This window comes from Hydrogenophaga sp. H7, from assembly GCF_002025745.1.
In the GTDB taxonomy this organism is placed as follows: Bacteria; Pseudomonadota; Gammaproteobacteria; order Burkholderiales; family Burkholderiaceae_C; genus Hydrogenophaga; species Hydrogenophaga pseudoflava.
On record NZ_MCIC01000018.1, the window covers coordinates 1 to 25,192 of the forward strand.

Annotated in this window: 24 protein-coding genes; 4 read left to right on the forward strand and 20 right to left on the reverse strand. The window is 65.4% G+C overall.

All coding sequences use genetic code 11. The features are described from left to right. Nucleotides 1–27 precede the first annotated feature (27 nt). The 13 genes from BC358_RS17675 to BC358_RS17735 form a co-directional block, all read right to left on the reverse strand. A protein-coding gene (locus BC358_RS17675; RefSeq protein ID WP_256861428.1) for an IS3 family transposase occupies nt 28–1,124 on the reverse strand; the annotation gives its coding sequence in 2 pieces (ribosomal slippage) (nt 28–872 and nt 872–1,124; 1,098 coding nt in all). Between the two features lie 60 nt (nt 1,125–1,184). Continuing rightward, nucleotides 1,185–2,006 (reverse strand): DUF262 domain-containing protein, encoded by an 822-nt coding sequence (locus tag BC358_RS17680; protein ID WP_218669503.1) that lies wholly within the window; start codon nt 2,004–2,006, stop codon nt 1,185–1,187. A gap of 181 nt (nt 2,007–2,187) precedes the next feature. Further along, nucleotides 2,188–3,537 carry a hypothetical protein gene (locus tag BC358_RS17685; protein ID WP_079366853.1) on the reverse strand — a complete coding sequence of 450 codons (1,350 nt, stop codon included), beginning with the start codon at nt 3,535–3,537 and terminating at the stop codon, nt 2,188–2,190. A gap of 15 nt (nt 3,538–3,552) precedes the next feature. Continuing rightward, nucleotides 3,553–4,806 carry a restriction endonuclease subunit S gene (locus tag BC358_RS17690; protein WP_143434357.1) on the reverse strand — a complete coding sequence of 418 codons (1,254 nt, stop codon included), beginning with the start codon at nt 4,804–4,806 and terminating at the stop codon, nt 3,553–3,555. A gap of 98 nt (nt 4,807–4,904) precedes the next feature. Next, a complete protein-coding gene (locus tag BC358_RS17695; RefSeq protein WP_079366855.1) occupies nt 4,905–7,673 on the reverse strand; it encodes a type I restriction-modification enzyme R subunit C-terminal domain-containing protein in 2,769 nt (922 codons plus the stop codon). Between the two features lie 73 nt (nt 7,674–7,746). Further along, entirely contained in the window at nt 7,747–8,748 is a 1,002-nt protein-coding gene (locus tag BC358_RS17700) for an aldo/keto reductase (RefSeq protein ID WP_079366856.1), read from the reverse strand. 25 nt (nt 8,749–8,773) lie between these two features. After that, nucleotides 8,774–9,361, reverse strand: a complete 588-nt coding sequence (locus BC358_RS17705; protein WP_079366857.1) for a hypothetical protein — start codon at nt 9,359–9,361, stop codon at nt 8,774–8,776. A 34-nt stretch (nt 9,362–9,395) separates the two neighbouring features. Next, nucleotides 9,396–10,346 (reverse strand): Gfo/Idh/MocA family oxidoreductase, encoded by a 951-nt coding sequence (locus BC358_RS17710; RefSeq protein ID WP_079366858.1) that lies wholly within the window; start codon nt 10,344–10,346, stop codon nt 9,396–9,398. Nucleotides 10,347–10,361: 15 nt separating this feature from the next. Then, entirely contained in the window at nt 10,362–11,240 is an 879-nt protein-coding gene (locus tag BC358_RS17715; protein ID WP_079366859.1) for a class III extradiol dioxygenase subunit beta, read from the reverse strand. A 2-nt stretch (nt 11,241–11,242) separates the two neighbouring features. After that, nucleotides 11,243–11,686 carry a protocatechuate 4,5-dioxygenase subunit alpha gene (gene ligA / locus BC358_RS17720; protein ID WP_079366860.1) on the reverse strand — a complete coding sequence of 148 codons (444 nt, stop codon included), beginning with the start codon at nt 11,684–11,686 and terminating at the stop codon, nt 11,243–11,245. A 12-nt stretch (nt 11,687–11,698) separates the two neighbouring features. Next, nucleotides 11,699–12,634, reverse strand: a complete 936-nt coding sequence (locus BC358_RS17725) for an amidohydrolase family protein (RefSeq protein ID WP_079366861.1) — start codon at nt 12,632–12,634, stop codon at nt 11,699–11,701. A 9-nt stretch (nt 12,635–12,643) separates the two neighbouring features. Further along, nucleotides 12,644–13,327: a 4-carboxy-4-hydroxy-2-oxoadipate aldolase/oxaloacetate decarboxylase gene (gene ligK, locus BC358_RS17730; protein ID WP_079366862.1), complete on the reverse strand. Its 684-nt coding sequence runs from the start codon at nt 13,325–13,327 to the stop codon at nt 12,644–12,646. Nucleotides 13,328–13,356: 29 nt separating this feature from the next. After that, nucleotides 13,357–14,403 carry an amidohydrolase family protein gene (locus tag BC358_RS17735; RefSeq protein WP_079366863.1) on the reverse strand — a complete coding sequence of 349 codons (1,047 nt, stop codon included), beginning with the start codon at nt 14,401–14,403 and terminating at the stop codon, nt 13,357–13,359. A gap of 123 nt (nt 14,404–14,526) precedes the next feature. Here BC358_RS17735 and BC358_RS17740 point away from each other — a divergent pair, with 123 nt between their 5' ends. Further along, entirely contained in the window at nt 14,527–15,429 is a 903-nt protein-coding gene (locus tag BC358_RS17740; RefSeq protein WP_066150360.1) for a LysR substrate-binding domain-containing protein, read from the forward strand. 12 nt (nt 15,430–15,441) lie between these two features. Here BC358_RS17740 and BC358_RS17745 read toward each other — a convergent pair whose 3' ends face one another. The 7 genes from BC358_RS17745 to BC358_RS17775 all read right to left on the reverse strand — a co-directional run bounded on the left by BC358_RS17745 (nt 15,442) and on the right by BC358_RS17775 (nt 22,442). Further along, on the reverse strand, nt 15,442–16,398 hold the full coding sequence (locus BC358_RS17745; RefSeq protein ID WP_079366864.1) for an AEC family transporter: 957 nt from the start codon (nt 16,396–16,398) through the stop codon (nt 15,442–15,444). A gap of 18 nt (nt 16,399–16,416) precedes the next feature. Further along, nucleotides 16,417–17,328 (reverse strand): NAD(P)-dependent oxidoreductase, encoded by a 912-nt coding sequence (locus BC358_RS17750; RefSeq protein WP_079366865.1) that lies wholly within the window; start codon nt 17,326–17,328, stop codon nt 16,417–16,419. A 7-nt stretch (nt 17,329–17,335) separates the two neighbouring features. Further along, a complete protein-coding gene (locus BC358_RS17755; RefSeq protein WP_079366866.1) occupies nt 17,336–18,325 on the reverse strand; it encodes a tripartite tricarboxylate transporter substrate binding protein in 990 nt (329 codons plus the stop codon). Nucleotides 18,326–18,445: 120 nt separating this feature from the next. Further along, entirely contained in the window at nt 18,446–19,762 is a 1,317-nt protein-coding gene (locus BC358_RS17760; RefSeq protein ID WP_066150348.1) for a TRAP transporter large permease, read from the reverse strand. Between the two features lie 19 nt (nt 19,763–19,781). Beyond that, the gene (locus BC358_RS17765; protein ID WP_066150345.1) at nt 19,782–20,303 is read right to left on the reverse strand and encodes a TRAP transporter small permease; all 522 of its coding nucleotides are present in this window, start codon (nt 20,301–20,303) and stop codon (nt 19,782–19,784) included. Nucleotides 20,304–20,459: 156 nt separating this feature from the next. After that, nucleotides 20,460–21,488 carry a TRAP transporter substrate-binding protein gene (locus BC358_RS17770; RefSeq protein ID WP_066150342.1) on the reverse strand — a complete coding sequence of 343 codons (1,029 nt, stop codon included), beginning with the start codon at nt 21,486–21,488 and terminating at the stop codon, nt 20,460–20,462. A 174-nt stretch (nt 21,489–21,662) separates the two neighbouring features. Next, on the reverse strand, nt 21,663–22,442 hold the full coding sequence (locus BC358_RS17775) for an IclR family transcriptional regulator (protein ID WP_079366867.1): 780 nt from the start codon (nt 22,440–22,442) through the stop codon (nt 21,663–21,665). A gap of 124 nt (nt 22,443–22,566) precedes the next feature. Here BC358_RS17775 and BC358_RS17780 point away from each other — a divergent pair, with 124 nt between their 5' ends. From BC358_RS17780 to BC358_RS17790, 3 genes are read left to right on the forward strand one after another with little or no spacing between them, the layout of a single operon-like run. Further along, on the forward strand, nt 22,567–23,538 hold the full coding sequence (locus tag BC358_RS17780) for a tripartite tricarboxylate transporter substrate binding protein (protein WP_066150335.1): 972 nt from the start codon (nt 22,567–22,569) through the stop codon (nt 23,536–23,538). A gap of 30 nt (nt 23,539–23,568) precedes the next feature. Continuing rightward, nucleotides 23,569–24,252: an RraA family protein gene (locus BC358_RS17785; RefSeq protein WP_079366868.1), complete on the forward strand. Its 684-nt coding sequence runs from the start codon at nt 23,569–23,571 to the stop codon at nt 24,250–24,252. Next, nucleotides 24,249–25,187, forward strand: coding sequence for an NAD(P)-dependent oxidoreductase (locus BC358_RS17790; RefSeq protein ID WP_079366869.1), 939 nt, complete (start codon nt 24,249–24,251; stop codon nt 25,185–25,187). Before BC358_RS17785 ends, BC358_RS17790 begins: the two co-directional genes overlap by 4 nt. Nucleotides 25,188–25,192 lie beyond the last annotated feature (5 nt).

Below are 25,192 nucleotides of genomic sequence, written 5' to 3' on the forward strand. Positions count from 1 at the left end.
TGAAGTCCCCTCGAATTCCTGAGCCAGTCAGAAGTAGAGGTTGGGGAACAGTTTGACACGGTACTCGACCGGTGGGATTCGGCCGAGAGATTCATGGGGGCGCTGGTGGTTGTAGCGGTGCAGCCAGTCGGCCGTCATATCACGCACCTCCTGCAATGACTCGAAGACATAGCAGTCCAGCACCTCGGTTCGGTAGGTCTTGTTGAATCGTTCGACATAGGCGTTTTGCGTGGGCTTTCCTGGCTGGATGTGATTGAGCGCGATGCCCTTGGATTTCGCCCATTCGGACAGAGCGTGAGCGATGAACTCCGGGCCGTTGTCCAGGCGAATCGACAGCGGCGCTCCGCGCACTTCCACCAGCTCATTCAAGGCACGTATGACACGGGCTGCCGGCAGGCTGGTGTCGACCTCGATACGCAGGCCCTCGCGGTTGAACTCATCGATGACGTTGAAGGTCCTGAATCGCCTGCCGGACCACAGTGCATCGGCCATGAAGTCGCAGCTCCAACCCTGATTGGGTTGGCCAGCAGCCTCCAGCGGTTGCTTGATGCGCGCCGGCAAACGCTTCTTGCCGCGCCGTGGCAGGTTCAGCCGCAGCTCGCAGTACACGCGCCAAAGCACCGTCTTGCCCCAGGGCTTGCCTTGGTGGCGGGCACTGTCGTAAAGCAGGCCAAAGCCGTGGCGCGGGTTGAGCGCCATGTGCATCTGGATGAAGGTGATGACCCCGGAGTCGTCGCGCGCAATGGGTCGGTAGCGCAGTGTGGAGCGGGCAATGCCGCTGGCCTGGCAGGCTCGGCGCTCGCTCATGCCGTGCTCGGCCATGAGGGCTTGAACGACCATCTCGCGACGCTCCGGGGTCAGAGCTTTCGGTCGACAACGTCCTTGAGCGCGTGGTGCATGAGCGCCAGGTCGGCATACATGCGTTTGAGCTTGGCGTTCTCGTCCTGCAGTTGCCGAAGCTGCGCCAGGTGCGAGACCGTCATGCCAGAGAACTGACTCTTCCACTTGTAGTAGGTCGGCTCGCTCACGCCGTGCTTCCTGCACGTCTCGCCGACCTTGGCACCCATCTCGACCTCCTTGAGGATGCCGACTATCTGCGCTTCGCTGAATCTGGATTTCTTCATGTAGAGACTCCGTCTTGGGGAATTCTCTACTTCCGGGTGGTTCAGGTTTTCAAGGGGACTTCAATCCCCGTACCAGTCCTTTCGCAGCTCGTGCCCCTCGGCCGCGTACATGGCTGTCACCAGCTCGAAAGCGTCCAAGGGCTTGCCCCCCGTGTTCACTTTCTCGAAAACCACGCAAACAGCTTCCTTCGACGTGTTCCGGTCGAGTGCAATAACCGGCACCCGGTAGTACTTGAAGTTCTCGAGTACTTCACGCTTGAACTGCCTGAACAGTTCACGGCGCTGCTCGTTCTCGTCGCCCTTCCAGTGCTTGTCGAATCCGTCCTGCCACTTATCCCAGTCAAACACCTGTGTCACGGGATACATCATCAGCTCGTACTCTCGCTCTGCGGCGGACAGGTCAGGCCCTCCCTCACGCCCAAACTCACCTCGGACGATGCGGTCCTCTGGCACTCCGACGATGGCCTCTTCTCGATCCAGCGAAGGATCAAGCGCCTTGTTGATGTCGATATAGAACCAGCGCTTGACCTTCTTCTTTTTCGGCGTCACCGTCTCCACCACCTTGCCGCGCAAAGTGACCTGGTACAGCGAAGTCATCCGCTGCTGACCGTCCAGCAGCAATGACTGCGGCCGATTGCTCTTTGCCTCTGCTGGAGCACCTTCCACAGGTCGAGGTTTAAAGTTCACCTCCCCTCCGGTGTCCAACGTCATCAAGGCCCCGACGGGAAAAGCTCGGGAAACCGAAGCGATCAGGCTCTTGATCCGATCTTCATCCCACACCCAGCTGCGCTGGAAGTCAGGGAGCTGGATGTTGCCGCGATGACAGTCGTCCAAGAGCTTGTAGAGATCGAACGGATTGGTTTGAAATGTAGAGCCTGCCATCGGTAAATATGCTTGTTAGGTTGATGAATTCATTGCTGCATGCGGAGAGTTCCTGCATCAGCGCTGGAACAACCGCGCCTTGCCGCTCCAGTTGGACTTCTCGACGATGCACAGGCCAGCTCGGTAGCCGTCGGACACGAAGATACGAATAGACACAAGGGCAAATCCATGAGCTAGACCTTCACAAGTGAACGCCAATTTCCGAAAGAGTTTGTGTCGGATTGGGTGCATCGCTCTCGGGCCTTGCCCTCGCCAGCGTCACAGAACGATCGGACTCCACAGACCTGCGAACGATCTCCGCGACCTTCTCAGACGAGACTCCCCGCGTCCCGATCCAGCCATCTCGCAACAAGTCCGAGAAAAGCGAATTTGTGATGTGCCGCCCGGTGTTCTTGAACGACACAAGGCGCCCGCCCCGCTTGCCCCGCGCCTCATGGTCGTCAAGCAACGCGATCAGATACTCGCGGGGCAGGTACATCCCCGGCATTAACGCTTCTGACAGAACCTCCAGCTGAACGCGGGAGCAGAACTTGAAGTAGAACCCGTCTCCACTGAGCCGGTAGCCGTCGATCCCGTCAGTCGGCGCCCACGCGTCGGGTGTCTCTTCGCGGAATCCGTTCATCTCCCCAATTTCTTTGTCGAATGTGTCATCGGGTCGATAGATGGCCTCTTTCTCCCGAGAGCTTTCATTTCTTTCCATGGACTTGTACTGAACCAGCGTCCATGCGTTGTGCCTCTGGTTGAAATAGAGCAAATCGGCGCCCGTAGCGTGTTCGACCCGAGTCCGGTTGAAGTTGAAGACCTCAAGGGAACGATTGCCGACACGAAAGACAGCACCTATCGCTGTGAACCGCGTACCGTCCGCATCTGGAAACGTCGCTGCGTCATGCGCAATAAGCTGATCCTCAATCGTCCGCACACCATCCAACCCGTCCAAGAACGATGTCAGCTTGTCACCCTCCGGCGCAACCCACCCTTTCAATGTTCGCGGCCGGAGCTTCCCTGTCGAGTCAAAGGTGTCCAAGGCAATACCCAAGGCGTCTCGCTCCAACGCAACAACCGAGGCGCCTGGTCGCTGAATGTGCTCACGGCTTTGGACCTTTAGCCGCTCAAGGCGTTCAAGCGCAGCCAAAGAGCTTGGGTCAATACGCCCAATCACGGCCTTCATCGCCGCCCACGCAGGCGCCCCAATCGCACCACCTGAACCCGACCTAGAACGGATCACCTTCACCTGACCAGGATTCTCAAGTCCAGCCTGAATGTGCTCCAGCCGAATCGACGTTTCGACGACCTCGACAAACTCGACTCGGACCTTCCCTGTGACGACCTTGTCACCCCGCCGTGCAAGCGCCCAATGGGTAACGACTCCCGGCGTGAACATCAACCCACAGACCTCCCATTGCCGGACAGGCCAATCGCTGCGACTCAGGGCATCGGTGAATCCGTCCTCAAGCCCTCGAATCTCCGACAAGAAGGTGTTTCGCTGCTCTTCGTCGAACGCAATCAGGTAGCCGCCAACGGGTGAAGACATCGGTTGTTCCCGCAGTCAGTGGGTCGATTGAAATGATCTTGAGAGGACAGCAGCCCTCAGCGTAGCTGCCCGGCGTAGGTTGGCATCCACCTCTGCTTCCACAGTCTGTTGTACTGAGAGCAGCCGATCCAACTCAGTGACGATTCGCAGCTGTTCTGCCTTGGGCGGCAGCGGAATCGGCAACCGCTCAACGTCGCCGACACGCAGATGCTTCACGCCACTGCCAACCGCGACGCGGTCGATCAGATGGCCAATGACCGGTGACATCAATGCAGCCAACAGGAAGCTGGCCGTGATGGCTGGCGAAGGCCGCATCAGCATGGTGCGCTGCCCCAGGCAAACAGTCATCCCTGCTGGCACGATGCAGGCCTCGCCCATGGGAGCCTCTCGGGTGAACAGCACATCGCCCGGAGCGGGAGGGCAGCGTCTGGACCAGAAGTCATAGGTGGGTTGGTCCACAAAGCGCATCCCGTCCATCAGCAGCTGGCCGTCTCGGATGTTGGTTGTCCGAATGAGCGGGATGCCGCTGTTCACATAGGGCGCTGTTTTGTTGTGGCAATCCACCACGGGATCACACACCGCTTCCGCCGTCGCCCAGATCCAGCCGTCGGGCAGTGCCGGCAATGACCCGAGGTCAGGCATAGCTGGTTTCACATACTTGCCTTTGCCAGACCAGTTCGTTTTGCGATCCACCAACACACGGTGCAACAACTGTTCGCCGGTCTCGTAGCCGCGCCCTTCGCGGCGGGCGATGCTGGCTTCGGTTTCGACGAGGCGGCCTTCGACGGCGGCTTTGAGGACGGCGGCTTTGTAGCGTTTGAGGTTGGCCTTGACGCGCTGGAGGTTGGCGACGGCTTCGTCGAGGCGGGAGAACTGTTTGTCGATCTCGGCGACGATGCGGCGCTGTTCGTCCAGGTCCGTCAGAACGATTGGGAAGTCCGCCAACTGGCCCTGGCTGATAGACGCCATGCCCACCACCTGCTGCGCGTTGTTTGCAAAGTGCCTGCTCCCACGCGCGAACAGCTGGTAGCTGATGAACTTGGGCAAAGCCTTTTCAGCATCGAGGCGGACACGGATGTTCTTGCTCTCGAACACGCTGGGTTCCATGCCTGCAGGGATGACAGCCGCCTTACCGACAAGTTCGCGACTGTTGACGCGGTTGACAAGCAGATCACCCTCCAGCAACCCATAGTCGGCCTGTTCGGTCGGCGTGACCTTCATGCGTTTGATGTCGCGCCAGACGATAGAGCCTGCCTCAATGTTGTACATGCGGAGGCAGGGGACTCCGTCATCTGCGTACTCGGATGCGGGTTTGTAAATGCCGTTCTTCATCGAGGCGACCGCGTCGCCCAAGCGCGCTTCCCGCATCACGCCACCAACTCCCGGTTCAGCTCATCCATCACCTGCGGCAGTTGTTCGCCAAACAGCTGGTGCACGCGGCCCAGGCCGCCTTGCTGGCTGAAGGGGGCGTAGTCGAAGTCTTCCAGTTCAATGCCGAGGTTGGCGGCGATGTGGTCGCGGATCATTTCCAGCCAGTGTTGTTGTTCGGGGCTAAAGGACTGGCCGTGCTGCGCCAGCCAGGCCTTGAAGTTGGCCTGTACCCGTTCGGGGTACGGGACGAGTTCGTTGTCTTGCTGCATGGCAAAGCGCACCAGGCTGACGATGTCCGTCAGCAGCCGTTTCTGGCCGCTGCCTTTGACCTTGCCTTTCTGCAGCGCGGCGTAGGCCTGCCAGAGGGCGCTTTCGTCAATGAGGTGCGGCGGGGCGTGCAGCACGTCGGCCAGGGCCTTGATGTCTTCAAACCGCAAGGGCGCGCGCACCGGGCGGTTGTAGAGGATTTGCAGCGCGGTGATTTCGTCTTTGTGCTGCTGGATGAAGGCTTCAAAGCTCTGCACCAGTTGCTGGGCGCGGTCGCTGGTCTCGGCAAAGCCGGCGCCGATCAATTCGTCTCTCGTGACGGTGTCGATGACGAGGTCGGCCTTCTGCTTGAGCTTGAGGATGAGTTCGCGCAGCGCGGGGTTGGCCAGGGGTTCGGTGGCGTGTTGCAGCGCGGCTTCGGCCTGCTGGGGCGGGGTGTCTTCGTCGCGCGCGGTTTCCAGCGCCTGCACCAGGCCGCGGGCGATGTCGCGCAGGCTGTGGCCGCCGCTGGCCTCCATCACCTTGGTCTGGTCGGCGTCGCTCACGTCGCGGTCCAGCCGGGTCAGGCGCACGGCCACGCTGCTGATGACCTCGTCCTCCACATTGCCCAGGGCCACGGCCTGCAGCAGCTTGTCCAGCGGCACGGCCTTGCGGCTGTCCATGGGGCGGCTGTCGGTCTTGTCGCGTTCACACACGCCCACGCAGTCGACGATGACGAAGTGGTCTTTGCGCACGTGGTCGCCGGGGTTGACGCTGCGCAGGTCATCGTCTTTGCACACGCGCACGCCGCGGCCTTTCATCTGTTCAAAGAAGCTGCGGCTTTTTACGCTACGCATGAACATGACGATTTCCACCGGCTTGATGTCGGTGCCGGTGGCGATCATGTCCACCGTGACGGCCACGCGCGGGTAGTAGCTGGTGCGGAAGTCCTTGATGAGCTGTTCGGGGTTGGCGCCCGTGGTGCGGTAGGTGATCTTCTGGGCGAATTCGTTGCCGCGGCCGAATTCCTCGCGCAGGATTTCGACGATCTTTTCCGCGTGGTTGTCGTCCTTGGCAAAGACCAGGGTCTTGGGCAGCTCGCTGCGCAGGGGGAAGAGCTCGGCCTGCCAGCGGCCCTTCAGGGTGCGGACGACGGTGCGGATCTGGTCGGGCGTCTGCACGGCGCGGTCCAGCTCTTCGGGGCGGTATTCAAAGTCGTCGTCGAGCTGCCAGGCGGTCTTGCGGCGGGTGGCTTTGTCTTGCGCTTCGAGCCAGTAGCCTTTGTCCACCTTGGCGCCCTGCTCGGTCACTTCCGTTTGGATGCGGTAAACGTCGTAGTTGACGTTGACGCCGTCGGCCACGGCCTGGGCGTGGCCGTATTCCATGACCAGGTTCTGGTTGAAGAAGCCGAAGGTCTGTTTGTTGGGCGTGGCGGTGAGGCCAATGAGGTAGGCGTCAAAGTACTCCAGCACCTGGCGCCACAGGTTGTAGATGCTGCGGTGGGCTTCGTCGGTGACGACGATGTCGAAGCTTTCGATGGGAATGGCCGGGTTGTAGCCAATGGGTTCGGGGTCTTTGAACAGGGCTTCGGCGCCTTCGGTGCTTTCTTCGTCGGCCTCGTCGGGCAGGTCTTTGCCCTTGAGCATGCTGAACATGCGCTGGATGGTGCAGATGACCACGCGGGCGTTCTTGTCGAGCTGGTTGCCCTGCAGGTGCTGGACGATGAACTCTTCGCCAAACTTGTAGGCGTTGTGCGGACTGGCCCAGGCGTCAAACTCTTTCTTGGTCTGGCGGGCGAGGTTGCCGCGGTCGACCAGAAACAGCACGCGCCGCGCCCCGCCGAACTTGATGAGCCGGTAGATGGCGCTGATGGCGGTGAAGGTCTTGCCGCTGCCGGTGGCCATCTGGATGAGGGCGCGCGGTTTGTTGGCGGCCAGGCTGGCTTCCAGGTGGGTGATGGCCTGGATCTGCGCCGGCCAGAGCTTGAAGTGGGCGCCACCCTGCCCCCATTCGGTGACCAGCGGGGGGCGGCTTTGCATGCGACGCAGGAAGGTGGGCGCTTCGTTGATGTCGCCGGTGTTGCTGGCCGTGGGCGGCGGCAGGTAGGTCAACCACTGCACCAGCAGCTCGGGCCGGAAGAAGGCGAACACCGGGCGGGAACGGGGCTGTGGGTCCAGCCCGTTGGTGAAGCGGGTTTCCACCCCGGTGGACTCGAAGACGAAGGGCAAGGGCCGGCGCCACGCGGGCAGGCTGGACGGCAGGCCCTGGGCGTAGCGGGCGCTTTGCACTTCCACTCCGCTGAGGGTGGCGCCCTCTTTCTTGGCTTCGATGACGCCGCAGGCCTTGCCGTTGACGTAGAGCAGGTAGTCGGCGAAGCCGTGACCGGCGTCGAGCGGGAATTCGCGGATGGCGACGCCGGTGGCGGCCCGCAGGTTGGCGCTGGCCACATCGCAGACGTGCCAGCCGGCTGCGGTGAGAAGCGCGTCGATGGTCTGGCGGGCGCGGGCCTCGGGCGTCATGGGGCGGGTGGTGTCGTTGTTTCCTCTTGTTGCATTCTAGGGGTGCACACCGAGAGCCCGCTCACCCACCAACTCAGGCGAAAGTCTCCGTATCCACCTCGCTGTTGGCCTGTGCGTTGTAGCGGTCGCCGTGCACGGTGTGCTGGTTGATCAGTGCGTTCAGCCGAGCGATCACGTCGGCCGACAGCGTTACATCAGCCGCGCCGATGTCGTCCATCAGGTGGTCCACGCTCGTGGTGCCGGGGATGGGCAGGATGTCGTCACCCTGTTGCAGCAGCCAGGCAATCGCCAGCTGCGACGGCGTGCAGCCGGCCTCGGCTGCGATGGCGCTGTAGGCCGGCAGCAGGGCCTGGTTCTTCGCGTAGTTCTCGGGCGAGAAGCGCGGCATGCTGCGGCGGATGTCCTTGGCGTCGAAGGCGTTCACGTCCATCGGGCCGCACAGGAAGCCGCGCGCCACCGGGCTGAAGGCGACGAAGCTCACGCCCAGTTCGCGGCAGGCCTGGAGCACCGCGATCTCGGGGTTGCGCGACCACAGCGAATACTCGGTCTGCAGCGCCGCGATGGGGTGCACCGCGTGCGCCTTGCGCAGCGTCGGCGCAGAGACTTCGGAGAGGCCGATGGAGCGGATCTTGCCCTCGCGCACCAGGTCGGCCAGCGCGCCCACACTGTCTTCGATCGGTACCTTCTTGTCCCAGCGGTGCAGGTAGTAGAGGTCGATCACGTCGGTCTGCAGGCGGCGCAGCGCGTCTTCGCAGGTGGCCTTGATGGTTTCGGGGCGACCGTCGATCACGCGCACCTTCACGCCCTGTTCGTTGGGTACGCCCTGCATGCCGCACTTGCTGGCCAGGGTGAACTTTGAGCGGTGCTTGGACAGGTATTTGCCCACCAGCGTCTCGCTGGCGCCGAAGCCGTAGAGCGCCGCGGTGTCGAAGTGCGTGACACCCGCGTCCAGCGCAGCCAGCAGCACGCGTTCGGCCTGCTGTTCGTTGACCGGTGCGCCGTAAGCGTGGCAGATGTTCATGCAGCCCAGGCCGATGGCCGAGACCTTGAAAGAACCGAGTTGGCGTTGTTGCATGGGTGGGCTTTCGAAAAAGAGGAAATCAGAGCACCTGCAGGTCGCGCACGAAGATGACTTCGCAGGCGCCGGCGCCGGTGTCGTTGCGGGTGAGCGAGCTGCGCCAGCGCCAGCCGTCATTGCCGCGTGCTTCGACCAGCCAGCCATCGATGCGCACCACCTGACCGGGGCGCACGTCCTTGAGGCGGCGCTCAATCGTGCCGTCGGCGGGAATCATGTGCATGTTGGCACTGGACTGCTCGATCTCCTGACGCGGGATCGGGAACTCGTCGACGCGCCAGTAGTAGAAGCGGCTGGACTGGCTGATCTTCACCTTGTCGAGCACCGCGCTGTCCGACATCGGCCCCCAGCCCAGCACGAGGTCGACCGGCGAGAGCGCGGACTCACGGTCGCTGCGGTAGGTCTCGCTGCCGAGCACGCGGGCCTCGATCGTGAAGTCCTGCAGCGGCTGCAGGGTGTAGCCCTTGAAAGCAAAGGCGTCCGAGCGGGTGTCGCCTTGCTGCGGCTCCGCGGCGGCGACCACACCCGGGCCGGTGCTCACCGGCCGGTTCTGCAGGTGCTGCCAGAGACCGAAACCGATCAGGGCAGCGAAGGCGAGGGTTTTCCAGTTCATCCGTGAAGGATATCGCCGCCCCCGCCCTCAAGGATCACGCGTTCAGCTGTTGTTCCAGCTGGTGCAGCACCTGGTAGCAGTTGAACACCTTGGCGACGCTGGAGTTGGGCTCGCGGCCTTCCTTGATCGCCGCGAAGAACTCGCGGTCCTGCAGCTCGATGCCGTTCATGGACACGGCCACCTGGGACACGTCGATCTTCTCTTCCTTGCCGGTGAACAGGTCGTCGTAGCGCGCGATGTAGGTCGCGGTGTCGCCGATGTAGCGGAAGAAGGTGCCCAGCGGGCCGTCGTTGTTGAAGCTCAGGCTCAGCGTGCAGATGGCGCCGTTGGCGGCCTTGAGCTGGATGCTCATGTCCATGGCGATGCCCAGGGTCGGGTGGATCGGACCCTGGATGGCGTTGGCCTGCACGATGGGGCTGTTGCACTGGTAGGCGAACAGGTCCACGGTGTGGGCGGCGTGGTGCCACAGCAGGTGGTCGGTCCAGCTGCGCGGCTGGCCGGCGGCGTTCATGTTGGTGCGGCGGAAGAAGTAGGTCTGCACATCCATCTGCTGGATGTTGAATTCGCCGGCCTGGATCTTGTTGTGCACGTACTGGTGGCTGGGGTTGAAGCGGCGGGTGTGGCCGCACATGGCCACCAGCCCGGTCTGCTTCTGCAGAGCCACCACCTCTTCGGCGCCCTTGAGGCTGTCGGCCAGCGGAATTTCCACCTGCACGTGCTTGCCGGCCTTCAGGCAGGCCAGGGTCTGCTCGGCGTGCATCTGCGTGGGCGTGCAGAGGATGACGGCGTCGACTTCCTTGAGTGCCAGGCTGTCTTCGAGCCTGGTGGTGATGTGCTTGATGCCGTACTGGTCGGCGACTGCCTTGGTCTTCTCCAGGTCGCGGCTGATCAGCGACACGACTTCGACACCGTCGATGTTCTTGATGCCGTCCAGGTGCTTGATGCCGAATGCGCCGGCGCCGGCGAGTGCGACTTTGATGGTCATGGTGTGTTCCTCGGGTTATGCATTCTCAAGAATCGCGTGACCGACGGCCGTGTTGGACGCGGGCACATGGTAGAAGCGGTGCTTCACAGTGGGCGCCGGGCCGACGACCTTGCCGTCGACCACATCGGACATGGCGCCGCGGGCGATCAGCCACATCACCAGCTCGATGCCTTCGCTGCCGGCCTCGCGCACGTAGTCGATGTGCGGCACGTTGGCGCAGGCCACCGGGTCGTTGATCATCAGATCGAGCCAGTTGTTGTCCCACTCGCGGTTGATCAGGCCGGCGCGCGCGCCCTGCAGCTGGTGGCTCATGCCGCCCGTGCCCCAGATGTGCACGTTCAGGTTGTCGTCGTAGCTCTCCACCGCCTTGCGGATGGCCTGGCCCAGCATGAAGCAGCGCTTGCCCGAGGGCACCGGGTACTGCACCACGTTGACCGCGAACGGGATCACCGGGCAGGGCCAGGCGTCCTTCTTCGGGTCGAGCTCGCCGCACATCAGCGACAGCGGCACGGTCAGGCCGTGGTCCACGTCCATCTTGTTGACGATGGTGAGGTCGAAGTCCTGCTGGATGACCGACTGCGCGATGTGCGAGGCCAGGTCCGGGTGGCCGATGACCTTGGGCACCGGGCGCGGGCCCCAGCCTTCGTCGGCCGGCTGGAACTCGGCCGCGGTGCCGATGGCGAAGGTGGGGATCATCTCCAGGCTGAAGGCCGTGGCGTGGTCGTTGTAGACGAGGAAGATGACGTCGGGCTTGTTGTCCTTCATCCACTGCTTGGAATACTCGTACCCCGCGAACAGCGGCTTCCAGTAGTCCTCCTGGGTCTTGCCCAGGTCCATGGCCGCGCCGATGGCGGGCACGTGCGAGGTGAAGATGGATGCGGTGATCTTGGCCATGCTCAGGCTCCTTTGTTCTTGCCGGCCGCACCCTGGGGTTGCCGGTGGGGTTGTGCGTCGCCGTCCTCGCCGAGGTAGCGGTTGCCCTCTGCCGAGCGGCCGCCGGCCAGCATCATGGCGCGGTATTCCTCTTCGGTCATGCCGGTCATGGAGCCCGCCATCTGCTGGAAGCTCTTGCCGTCGGTGGCACCGATCTTGGCCAGGAAGTAGATGTTGCCGCCCGTGCGCATGCACCAGTTGAGGTCGCGCGCCAGCACGGCCTGCTTCTGCTCTTCGGTCATCGGCCACTCATCGAGGTAGGCGCGCTCGTCGGCCTTGAACTTCTCGCGGTTCTCGGCCTTCATCAGGCTCATGCAGAACTGGTTGAGCCAGTAGCCTTTGCGCGATTGTTCGGCGTCGAAGATGATCGTGCCGGGCACGTCCTTGTAGGGTTTGTCGAGTGCCATGGATGTCTCCTCTTACTTGACTTCTTCGGGCCAGTACAGGCGCATCGGGTTGTCCACCAGCAGCTTGCGCTGCAGTTCGGCGGTCGGCGCGATGTGCGGGATGAAGTCCACCAGCAGGCCGTCGTCGGGCATGTGGTCCTTCAGGTTCGGGTGCGGCCAGTCGGTGCCCCAGAGCACGCGGTCGGGGAACTGCTCGACGATGCGCCTGGCAAACGGGATGACATCCTGGTAGGCATTCTGCTCGCCGTTCAGCGCCTTCGGCCCGGTGACGGACAGGCGCTCCGGGCAGCTGACTTTGCTCCACACATTGCTGTGCTCGCGCATGAATTTCTCGAACAGCGCGAACTGCGGGCCGTCCACCGGCAGCGACACGTCCGGGCGCCCCATGTGGTCCACCACCACCGTGGTCGGCAGCGCGGTGAAGAAGTCCCACAGCTCGGGCAGGTCCACCGCCTCGAAGTAGATGACCACGTGCCAGCCGAGCTTGGCGATTCGACCGGCAATCTCCATCAGCTCGTCCTTGGGCGTGAAGTCCACCAGGCGCTTGACGAAGTTGAAGCGCACGCCGCGCACGCCGGCGGCGTGCAGCTGCTGCAGTTCTTCGTCCGTCACCGAACGCTTGACCGTGGCCACGCCACGCGCCTTGCCGCCGCTGGACACGCAGGCGTCCACCATGGCGCGGTTGTCCGCGCCGTGGCAGGTGGCCTGCACGATCACGTTGCGGGCAAAGCCCAGGTGGTCGCGCAGCGCGTACAGCTCGTGCTTGCTGGCGTCGCAGGGGGTGTACTTGCGCTCGGGGGCGTAGGGGAACTCGGCGCCGGGGCCGAACACGTGGCAGTGCGCGTCCACCGCGCCCGCGGGCAGCTGGAAGGTCGGCCTGGACGGACCGGTGTACCAGTCGAGCCAGCCGGCGGTTTTCGTGAAGTCACCGGAAGTGGGTTTGCTCATGCTGTGTCCTCAGTCGATGTATTTGAGGCCCTTGGCGGCCAGCGGTTCGCGCATCTTGTACATGTCCAGGCCCAGCACACCGCTGGCCAGCTTGTCGCGCTTCTCGCCTTCGAAGCTCTCGCGCTTCTGCGCGGCGGCCAGGGTTTCGACCGCGCGGGCGGCGGGCACGCAGACCACGCCGTCGTCGTCGGCCACGATCACGTCGCCCGGGGTCACCAGCATGCCGGCGCAGACCACGGGGATGTTCACCGAGCCGATGGTTTCCTTGATGCAGCCCTTGCTGGAGATGCACTTGCTCCAGACCGGAAAGTTCATCTCGTTGAGCGTCTTCACGTCGCGCACGCCGGCGTCGATGACGAGCGCGCGGGCGCCACGGGCCTGGAAGCTGGTGGCCAGCAGGTCGCCGAAGTAGCCGTCGGTGCACTCGGCCGTGATGGCCGCGACCACGATGTCGCCCGGCTGGATCTGTTCGGCCGCCACGTGCAGCATCCAGTTGTCGCCGGGGTGCAGCAGCACGGTCACGGCCGTGCCGCTGACCTGCACGCCGGTCTGGATCGGCCGCATGTAGGGCTTGAGCAGGCCGACGCGGCCCATGGCTTCGTGCACCGTGGCCGAGCCCAGCGCGGCCAGGCCGTCGGCGGCTGCGCGGTCGGCGCGGTTGATGTTGCGGTAGACAACGCCCAGTTCGTACATGTTCTTTTCTCCTCGGGTTCTGTGATGGATTACTTGCCTTGCGCCTTCAGGCGGGCGTCCAGGCGCGGGAACACGCGGCGCGCGTTGCCTTCGTAGACCTGGTAGCGCTGCTCATCGCTCAGGTTGCCGGTGGCCTGCACGTAGCGCTTGGTGTCGTCGTAGTAGTTGCCGGTCTCGGGGTCGATGCCACGCACCGCGCCAATCATTTCGGAGGCGAACAGGATGTTGCCCACAGGGATCACCTTGGTCAGCAGGTCGATGCCCGGCTGGTGGTAGACGCAGGTGTCGAAGAACACGTTGTTCAGCAGGTGGTCCTTGAGCAGGGGCTTCTTCATCTCCTGCGCCAGGCCACGGAAACGGCCCCAGTGGTAAGGCACCGCGCCACCGCCGTGCGGGACGATGAATTTCAGCGTCGGGAAGTCCTTGAACAGGTCGCCCTGGATCAGCTGCATGAAGGCCGTGGTGTCGGCGTTCAGGTAGTGCGCGCCCGTCGTGTGGAAGCAGGCGTTGCAGGAGGTGGATACGTGGATCATCGCGGGGATGTCGTACTCGACCATCTTCTCGTAGATGGGGTACCAGGACTTGTCGGTCAGCGGCGGGCTGGTCCAGTGGCCGCCCGAGGGATCGGGGTTGAGGTTCAGGCCGACGTTGCCGTACTGCTCCACGCACTTGACCAGCTCGGGGATGCAGGTGGCGGGGTCCACGCCAGGGCTTTGCGGCAGCATGGCGGCCGGCACGAAGTGGTCGGGGAACAGCTGGCTGACGCGGTAGCAGAGCTCGTTGCAGATCGCGGCCCAGGTGGACGACACGTTGAAGTCGCCGATGTGGTGCGCCATGAAGCTGGCGCGCGGGCTGAAGATGGTGATGTCCGAGCCGCGCTCCTTCATGAGCCTGAGCTGGTTGGTCTCGATGGACTCGCGCAGCTCGTCGTCGCTGATCTTGAGGTCACTGACCTTGGGCATCGCGGCCGGGTCCTTGATGCCGGCGATCTGCTGGTTGCGCCAGTTCTCCAGCGCCTTGGGGGCCGTGGTGTAGTGGCCGTGGCAATCGATGATGAGGGGCTTCTGCAGGCTCATGCGCGGGTCTCCTTGTGGTTCAGCCGACATTCTGGGCGGACGGCCCATGGTCAACCAGCACCGCGCCCCGCTACCAGATAGAGCGAAAATGCATATCTTGAGCAGCGTTATTCCGGATCAGAGATGGACCTCAAACAACTCGAATATTTCGTGCGCGTCGCCGAGCTGGGCAGCTTCACCAAGGCCGCACTGGCGCTGGACGTGGCCCAGCCCGCCCTCTCTCGCCAGGTGCGCCTGCTGGAGGTCGAACTCCGTCAGAACCTGCTGATCCGCAACGGCCGCGGAGCCACGCCCACCGACGCCGGCAAGCTGCTGCTGGAGCACGGCCGCGGCATCCTGCACCAGGTGGAGCGCGCGCGCGAAGAGCTGGGCCGGGTGCGCGGTGCGCTGGCCGGGCGCGTGGCCATCGGCCTGCCGCCCAGCCTGGCGCGCGTGATGACGGTGCCTCTGACGCGCGCCTTCCGGGCCCAGCTGCCCGAGGCCAGCCTCTCGATCAGCGAGGGTCTGTCGGCCACCATGCAGGAATGGCTGCACACCGGCCGGCTGGACATCGCCGTGCTCTACAACGCCGCGCCGGCGCCCGACATCGAGATCACGCCGCTGATGGAGGAAGAGCTGCTGCTGGTGCAGCCGCGCCCGCCTGGCCTGGCGGAAGAACCGCCACCACCACCCGTGCCGCTGGCCGAAGTGGCCGCGCTGCCGCTGGTGATTCCGAGCCGGCCCAACGCGCTGCGCATGCATGTGGAGGCCGAGATGGCCGCCATCGGCCTGCGGCCCACTGTGGCGCTGGAGATCGACGGCGTCTCGGCCATCCTCGACCTGGTGGCCGATGGCGCGGGCGCGGCCCTGCTTTCGCGCCAGGCCGTGATTTCTTCGATCCGGCCTTCGGCCTACCGCATGCGACCGACCGAACCGCGGCTGCGCACCCGCGTGAGCCTGGCCACCAGTTCGCAGCGCCCGGCCACGCTGACGCAGCGCGCGACGCTGGACCTCATCACCCAGGTGCGCGCCGAACTGGGACTCTGAACAGGTGGTTGGTCAGCCCAGCCAGCCAGCGCTGTGGCGCAGCAGCCAGAGCAGGCCGCTTAGCGTGAAGAACGAGGCCAGTGTGCCCACCAGCAGCGCCGCCGAGGCCAGGCCCTCGTGGCCGTGGCGCTGGGCCAGGATGGCGTAGATGCCCATCGTCGGCAGGGCGCCGGTCAGCAGCAGCGCCACCTTCAGCTGCGGATCGCCGATCGGCACCAGCCAGGTCATCACCGCCAGCAGGCACAGCGGGTGCAGCACCAGTTTGCCCACGCCAATCTGCGCCACCGCCGCGCGCAGGCCCTGCAGCTTCAGGCCCACCAGGCTGCCGCCGATCACGAACAGCGAGAGCGCACTGCTGGCCTGCGCGAACAGCGTGACGGTGCGCGAGACCGGCGACGGCATGGGAATGCCGAGCGCCGACACCAGGAAGCCCGCCACGATGGCGATGATCAGCGGGTTGCGCGCCAGCCCCTGCAGCGTCTGCATCACCAGCTGTCGCCAGTGGCCGGCCTCGTGCCGTTCCATGTCGGCCAGCGCCAGCAGGATGGGGATGATCAGCAGGTTCTCCACCACCATGTTCAGCGCCAGCGCGACACCGGCCACCGGCGCGCCCAGCGTGAGCAGCATCACCGGGTAACCGACATAGCCGCTGTTGGGGCAGGTCATGCCCATGGCCATGATGGCCGAGCGGGCCATGCCTTCATGCGCCACCTTGCGGTACCAGAGCACGGTGCCGGCCAGCATGATCAGGCCGCCCAGCGCATAGGCCGCCAGGTAAGGGCCGTTGAAGATCTCGCCCACGCTGCGCTGCGACAGCGCGTTGAACAGCAGCGCCGGCAGCGCGAGGTTGATGAGGAACTTGCCGAACACGCGCATGTCGCCGCGGTCGAACAGGCCACCGCGGGTGATCAGATAGCCCAGGGCGATGCAGAGGAAAATCGGGCCGGTGATGGCCAGGATGTCGAGCATGGGAGGCAGTCCTGGCGATCAGGACAGCGGATCGTTCGCGGCGGGACGGTGGGCGAGCAGTTGGTCCGCGTAGTCCTTCCACGGCGGATTGGGGCCCAGGCCCGCGAAGTGCCCCGCGCGCGCCTGCGCCGCCATCCAGTCGTGCTTGAGCGCAATGGCCGAGGCCATGAAGGGCTCGAAGCCGGCCTCGCGCACGGTGTTCGCCACCTCGCGCATCTCCTCGGCGCGGCGCTTGCCGTGCTGGGCCACGCGGCTGAAGAAGTAGGCGCCCTGCCTGGTCCAGTCGATGCCGGGAAAGGTTTCCTGCAGCGTGGCGATCATCGCGTCCTCGACACCATAGTGCCGCGCGGTGGCGTAGCTCTCAATCACCAGCGCCTCCAGGCCCTTGATCATCACGCTGCGGCACATCTTGGTGGCCGATGCGATGCCCAGCTGTTCGCTGGCGACCTGGGCGTCCATGCCCAGCGCCGCCAGCACCGGCTGCAGGCGCGCGGCGTGCGCGCCGCCGAGCAGCATGGGCACGCGGATGCCGTAGGGCGGCACCGAGGTCATGACCCCGGCCTCGACATAGTGCGCGCCGGCCGCATCGATCAGCGCCGCGGCCTTCTGCTTGGTACCGGGCGAGGCCGAGTTGAGGTCCAGGAACACACTGCCCGGCCGGACGTGCGGCGCCACCGCTTCGGCCACCGCGAGCGTGTTGCTCGCCGTCACCGCCGAGATCAGCAGCGTGGCCTGGGCGCACAGCGCAGCGGCGCTGTCGCAGGCAACGACGCCGGCCGCCGCCGCATGCGCCAGCGGCTCGTCACGCAGCGCCGGGTCCGAGAACTTCAGGTCCCAGGCACCGGTCCAGGCGGCCTGGTCCTTGAGGCCGGCCGTCAAGGCACGGCCCACCTCGCCGTAGCCGATCAGGCCGATGCGCACGTCGCTCATGCGGTCCTCACTGCTTGGGAATGTTCGCGCGCTCGATGACCGCGCCCCAGCGCTTGATGTCGGAAGCCAGCAGCGCTGCCGCTTCCTCCGGCGTGCTGGCATCGGCGTCGATGTTCAGGTCGGCCAGCTTCTTCTTCACCTCGGGCTTGGCCAGCGCGGCGACGATGTCCTTGTTCAGCCGGTCGATCACCGGGCGCGGCGTCTTGCCGGGCACGGCCAGCGCGTTCCAGGACGAGGCCTGGAAGTCCTTGACACCCTGCTCCACCGCGGTCGGCACCTCGGGCAGGATGCTCGAACGCTTCTTGCCGGTGACGGCCAGGGCGCGGAAGGCGCCGGCCTTGATCTGGGTCAGCGTGGGTCCGAGGATCTCCACGCCCACGTCCACCTGCTTGCCGCGCAGCGCGCCGACCAGTTCCGGCGTGGCCTTGAACGGCACGACCTGCGCGTCGATGCCGGCGCTGGACTTGAACAGCTCGGCCGCCAGGTTCTGCGTGCTGCCGATGTTGATGCTGCCGATGTTGAGCTTGTTGGGGTTGGCCTTGGCGAACGCGACCAGTTCGCCCAGGGTCTTGAACGGCGACTCTGCCGGCACCACCACCACCAGGTCGAAGGTGCCCAGGGTCGAGACCGGCGCCAGGTCCTTGAGCGTGTCGTAGGGCAGGCTCTTGAACAGGCTGGCCGTGACGGCGGTGCCGTTGGACATCAGGAACATCGTGTGGCCGTCGGGCTCGGCGCGCGCCACCGTGTCGGCAGCCACCACGCCCCCGGCACCGGGCCGGTTCTCGATCGTCACCGGCTGGCCCAGCGAGGTGCTCAGCTCGGCGCCCACGATGCGGGCCGTGAGGTCGCCCGCACCGCCCGCGGCGAACGGCACCACGATGCGCAGCGGCTTGCTCGGGAAGGTTTGCGCCTGTGCGGTGGAAGCGATGCCCAGCGCGGACAGCGCCAGGGCCGATGCCAGCAGGCCGCGGCGCAGCGGAGAAACGGAACAGCTCATGGAAGTCTCCTTGTGGTGGTGTGGTCGGGAACGAAAGTCAATGTATCCAGCAGAAAAAAGGCCCGCAATCGCTCGCGGGCCCATTCAGCTATTCAAGGTCTCGATAGCCGGTGCACAGGATCACAGGCGCAGCACGAACAGCGTGATCGACGGGAACGCCACCAGGATGGCGGTGCGCACGAAGTCGCTGGTGACAAAAGGCAGGATGGCGCGGTAGGTGTGGGTGATCGGCGTGTCCTTGGCCATCGAGTTGATGACAAACAGGTTCATGCCCACCGGTGGCGTGATCAACCCCACCTCCACCACGATCAGCACCAGGATGCCGAACCAGATGGCCAGCTCTTCGGGCGGTAGGCCGAAGTCCAGCGCCATGATGATGGGGAAGAACACCGGGATGGTCAGCAGGATCATGGACAGCGAGTCCATGAAGCAGCCCAGGATCACATACAGCACCAGGATGGCGATCAGCACCAGGATCGGGCTCAGCCCCCAGCCGGCCACCGCACCGGCGGCTTCCTGCGGCAGCTGCGACAGCGCCAGGAAGGTGTTGTAGAGGCCGGCTCCCAGCACGATCATGAAAATCATGCCGGTGGCGACCGCGGTGCCCAGCACCGAGTCCAGCAGGGTCTTGCGGTTGAGACCGCCGCTGGCCCAGGCCGCGATGCCGGTGCAGAAGGCCCCGATGGCCGCGCCCTCGGTGGGCGTGAAGATGCCGGTGTAGATGCCACCGACCACCACCAGGAAGATCGCGATCACGGGCCAGGTGGCCACGGTGGCGGCGATGCGGTCCTTCATGGGCATGGGCGCCATGGTGCCCATCTCCTGCGGCTTGAGGCGCGCGTAGATGGCGATGGTGATCATGTAGCCGATGGCCGCCAGGATGCCGGGCACGAAGGCGGCCAGGAACAGCTTGGCGATGTTCTGCTCGGTCAGGATGGCGTAGATCACCAGCACCACCGACGGCGGGATCAGGATGCCCAGCGTGCCGCCAGCCGCCAGGCAGGCGGTGGAGATGCCACCGGCGTAGCCGGCGCGCTTGAGTTCGGGCAGGGCCACCTGTCCCATGGTGGCCGCGGTGGCCAGCGAGGAACCGCAGATGGCGCCGAAGCCGGCACAGGCACCCACGGCCGCCATCGCCACACCGCCCTTGCGGTGGCCGATCCAGGCCTCGGCCGCCTTGAACAGCGCGCGGGAGAGCCCGCCCAGCGCCGCGAACTGTCCCATCAGCAGGAACAGCGGGATCACCGAGAGGTTGTAGTTCGAGAAGGTGGTGAACGTGACCTGCTTGAGCTGGTTGAGGATCGGGTCGGCGTTGCCGTAGATGACCCAGGAGCCGCCCAGGCCGCACAGCAGCATGGACAGGCCGATCGGCACGCGCACAAAGATCAGCAGCAGCAGGAAGGGGAAGGACCAGAGGGCCAGTTGGATGTTGCTCATGATGCTCGGGCTCTCGGTCTCAGTGGCTGACGTTGGCTTCGACGGTCCAGCCCTTGGGCTCGGACGCCAGGCCCAGACGGGTGAGGGTCTTGGCGACGTAGCAGATGCAGCCGATCACCGCACCCACCAGGCAGAAGGCATAGGCCCACCAGATGGGCATCTGCAGGATGAAGGTGGTCTCCAGGTATTCCTTCTTCTCCAGCATGCCTTCCCAGAGCTTCCAGGTCAGCACCAGCCAGACCAGCAGCATGGCCACATCGCTGAACAGGTCCACGCCCTTCTTGAACCAGGCGGGCATGTGCATGTAGAGCAGGTCCACCGTGGCATGCCCGCCGCGCAGGTAGCACCAGGGCAGGAAGTAGAAGATGGCAATGCCCACGCCGACCTCGACCAGTTCGAAGTCGCCGGGCACGGGCCCCAGACCCAGTCCGATCATGGCGCGACCGGCCACGCTGGCCACCACCATCAGCGTCAGCGCCACCAGCACGATCCCGCCGACGATGGCCGTCCAGTTGGCCAGGCGGTAAATGAACGAAATCATCCTCGGGTCCTTTGTTGTCTTGAGCGTCACGGGGCGCTCATTGTCTCTCACACGGTCTGCGCGCGCCCTCCGGGGGGCGCGCGAGACTCTATCTCATGATTTCACATGGGTAAACTGATTTCTAATTAAGAAATCGAAGACCCTGACCTCAGGCTGTTACTTGTTGTGCTTCGCCACCAGGGCGCGGGCCTCGGACGCCAGCTTGGCGCCATCAATGCCCTTGCCCTTCATTTCCGTCACCCAGTCGGACTCGACCACCGACGCGGTGCGGCGCCAGCGCTGGGTCTCGGCCACGTCGAGCGCCACCAGGTTGTTGCGGGCCTTCTGCGCCAGCGCCAGTCCGGCTTTGTCGCCCTCGTCCATGGCGCGACCGAACGACGCCGCCAGTTCGATGCCCGAGTTGTTGTCGATCACCTTTTTCAGGTCGGCCGGCAGCTTGTCGTAGGCCGCACGGTTCATCACGAATGCGAAGGTCTGCGTGAACAGCCCGTCCTTGCCGGCGAAGCTGGTGTGGTTCTTGACCAGTTCGGTGATCTTGATCGACGGCGCGACTTCCCACGGCACGGTGGTGCCGTCGATCACGCCCTTGGACAGGGCTTCGGTCACCGCCGGCACCGGCATGCCCACGGGTGTGGCGCCGAGCTTGACCAGCATGTTGTTGATGATGCGCGAGCCACCGCGGATCTTCATGCCGCGCAGGCTTTCCAGCCCTGTCACCGGCTGCTTGGTGTGGAACAGGCCGGGGCCGTGGGTGTGGGCGGCCAGCAGCTTGACCGACTTGAACTCGTCGGCTGCGTTTTTCTCCACGTACTCGTGGAAGGCGCGCGAACACTTCTCCGGGCCGCCGGTGCACATGAACGGCAGCTCGAACACCTCGGACTTGTTGAAGCGGCCCGGCGTGTAGCCCAGCACCGTCCAGGTGATGTCGGCCACGCCGTCGCGCGCCTGGTCGAACAGCTGGGGCGGCGAACCACCCATCTGCATGGCGTGGAAGTCCTGGATCTTGATGCGGCCGCCGGACTCGGCCTCGATCTTGCGGGCCCAGGGAATGATGGCCTTGGCGGGGATCACCGCCTGCGGGGGCAGGAACTGGTGCAGGCGAAGGGTGACGGTCTGGGCCTGGGCCAGACCGGAGAAACCGAGGGAAGCCAGCGCGATCAGCGCGCCGCGGCGAAGCATGTTCATGAAAGCGAAGTCCAGGGGAAAGGGTGAAACTCAGTCGGCTGCTTCCGGAGCCCGGAAGAACGGCTGCACTGTGCGCGCTTTGCCACCTATTGAAAAGCAGCAGGTGCGACTTTCAGCTATGCCGGTTTGCTCTGTACCAGACAGTTAATTTCACGACATTCCGACCGGGCCGGGTCATGGGTGCCAGGTCGCCGCGGCACCCCCGGCAGGCGACGGCCGCCGCGTGCCCGCGATCGCATACGACAGTTCGTTGGCCGCGGTCATCACCGTTTGCGCCAGTTCCATCAGCCGCGCTTCCGGCAGGCGCGCCGTCGGCCCCGAGATGCAGACCGAGCCCAGCAGCCGCCAGTGCAGCCCGAACACCGGCGCCGACACGCTGGACACCTCCGGCTCGCGCTCGCCCATGGACAGGTGGAAGCCCCGGCGGCGGATCAATTCGTAGGGCTCGCCCGGCTCGCCCGAAAACGCCAGGATCACGCGCCCCGGCGCCCCCAGGTTCAGCGGCAGGCCGATGCCCACGCGCACGTGGTGGCGGATGGTCTGCGGCCCGTCCACCCGCGCCAGGCACTGGCGCTGCTGGCCTTCGCGCACGTAGAACGAGGCGCTCTCGCCGGTCTGCACCGTCAGCGCGCGCAGCACCGGCTCCACCACCTCGTGCACGTCGAACACCGCCTGGTAACACGCGCCCAGCCAGCCCGCCGCGCGGCCCAGGCGCCAGCTGCCGTCCTCCTTCTGCACCAGGTAGTTCTCGGCCGCCAGCGTGCGCGCCAGGCGCAGCGTGGTGGTCTTGTGCATGCCGGTGCGCCGGCTCATCTCGGCCAGCGTGAGCTGGGGGTCGTCCATGCCGAAACACTCCAGCACGCGCAGCGCGCGGGTGACGGCGGTCACGCCGCCGGTGCTGCTCTCGGCGTCGGCCGTCTCGGGCGCCTCGGCGGTTTTTCGGGAGGGTTTCATGCCTTGGCCTGTGTTTCAACTATTGAAACAGCATTGTATTGAACGAAACACGTCCGTACAGTCCGCCCCAGCCGCAACCCCACCGCTGCGGCCACCACCATCCACCGACATCCGGAGACAAGACATGAACCTTTCCCGCCGCCACGCCCTCGCCGCCGCCAGCCTGCTGCTGGCCACCGGTGCCGCCTTCGCCCAGGCCTACCCCGCCAAGCCCATCAAGGTCATCGTGCCCTTCCCGGCCGGTGGCGGCACCGACCTGATCGCCCGCGAGGTGACCACCAAGATCCAGACCACCAAGGGCTGGAACTTCGTGATCGAGAACCGCCCAGGCACCGGCGGCAACATCGGCATCGACGTGGTGGCCAAGTCGCCGGCCGACGGCTACACCATCGCGCTGGGCCAGACCAGCAACCTGGCGATCAACCCGACGCTCTACAGCAAGATGCCGTACGACTCGGTCAAGGACCTGACCCCCGTCGGCCTGGTCGCCAATGCGCCGCTGGTGATGGTCGTGGGCGAGTCCTCGCCCTTCAAGTCGCTGACCGAGGTGGTGGCCGCGTCCAAGGCCAAGCCGGGTTCGCTGAACATGGCCTTCTCGGGCAACGGCACCGTGGCGCACCTGGCCAGCGTGCTGTTCCAGAAGTCGGCCGGCGTCGACTTCACCCACGTGCCCTACAAGGGCGCCGCCCAGGCAGCCACCGACGTGGTCAGCGGCCGTGTGGAGCTGTACCTGTCCTCCGTGCCCACACTGATCGGCCAGATCAAGACCGGCAAGATGCGCCCGATCGCGGTGACCTCGCTCAAGCGCGTGGACGACCTGCCCCAGGTGCCCACCATCGCCGAGTCGGGCGTGAAGGACTTCGAGGCCGTCACCTGGTTCGGCTTCGTCGCACCGGCGGGCACACCCAAGGACATCGTCGCCGTGCTCAACGCCGAGATCAACAAGGCCCTGCAGTCGGCCGACGTGAAAAAGAAGCTGAGCGACCAGGGCGCCGACGTGCTCGGCGGCACGCCCGAAGCCTTCGGCAGCCTGATCAGGAGCGACCTCGCGCGCTGGGCGCCCATCGTCAAGGCCTCAGGTGCCACGCTGGACTGATTCCCTCCCCTTCACGACCGAGAGTTCCCCATGTCCCAGCCCGACATCGTCAAAGACTTCCCGCGCGTCGCGCCCGATCTGGTGGCGCAGGCCGCCCGGTTCCAGCCGGCCATCTTCTCCGACATCAACGGCCGCCGCGGCGCGCTGCACGGGCGCATCCAGGCGCTGCGCCCGCGCATGAAGGTGGCCGGCCCGGCCTTCACCGTCGAGGTGCGCCCCGGGGACAACCTCATGATCCACGCCGCCATCGCGCTGGCCAAACCCGGCGACGTGCTGGTGATCGATGGCAAGGGCGACCAGACCTCGGCCCTGATGGGCACGATCATGATGACCGCCTGCCGCCAGCTCGGACTGGCCGGCGTGGTGGTGGACGGCGCGGTGCGCGACAGCCTGGAGATCGACGAGATGGACTACCCGGTCTTCTCGGTCGGCACCAACCCCAACGGCCCCACCAAGAACAACGGCGGCCGCATCGGTCACCCCATCAGCATCGGCGGCGTGACGGTGCATCCGGGCGACTTCGTCATCGGCGACGGCGACGGCGTGGTGGTGGTCGAGCGCGAAGTGCTGCCCGGCCTGCTGCCGCTGGCCGAACACAAGGTGCAGGCCGAGGCCAAACGCATCGCCCAGATCCAGCAAGGCAACACCTCGGCCTCGTGGCTGACCGCCTCGCTGGTGGCGGCTGGCGTGCTCAAGGAAGGAGAGACCCTGTGAGCACCAAGCCCGTCATTCTCGTGACCGCCGCGGACCTGGCGCCGCAGGCGCTGGCCCTGCTGAGCGGGTACGAGGTGGTGTTTGCCGGCAAGACGCCGACGCAGGACGACATCGTGGCGCTGGCGCGCGCGCACAACCCGGTCGGCATCATCGTGCGCTACAGCGGCGTGAACGCCGAGACCATGGACGCAGCACCCGCGCTGCGCGTGATCTCCAAACACGGCAGCGGCACCGACACCATCGACAAGGCGGCCGCCGCCGAACGCGGCATCGCCGTGACGGCCGCCGTGGGCGCCAACGCGGCGGCCGTGGCCGAACAGGCGATGGCCCTGCTGCTGGCCTGTGCCAAGTCGGTCGTGCAGCTGAACCAGCGCATGCACGACGGCCACTGGGACAAGGCCACGCACAAGAGCCTGGAGCTGGGCGGCCGCACGGTGGGCCTGGTCGGCCTGGGCGCCATCGGCCTGCGCTTTGCGAAGATGGCCGACGCCATGGGCCTGCGCGTGATCGGCTTCGACCCGTTCGCGAAGAACCTGCCCGATTACGTGAGCGCAGTGGACCTGGAAACGCTCTGGCGCGAGGCCGACGCGATCTCGCTGCACTGCCCGCTCACGCCCGAGAACAAGGGACTCATCAACGCGCAGACGCTGGCGCGCTGCAAGCCGGGCGTGATCGTGGTGAACACCGCGCGCGGCGGCCTGATCGACGAGCCCGCCCTGCTGGCCGCCGTGCAGTCGGGCCAGGTGCGCATGGCGGGGCTGGACAGCTTCGCCGTCGAACCCATGACCGTGCCGCACATCTTCCACGGCCAGCCCGGCTTCGTGCTCAGCCCGCACATCGGCGGCGTGACCAGCGACGCCTATGTGAACATGGGCGTGGCCGCCGCGCAGAACACGCTGGCGGTGCTGGCCCGCAGCGAAGCCGCCACCGCCTGACCCAC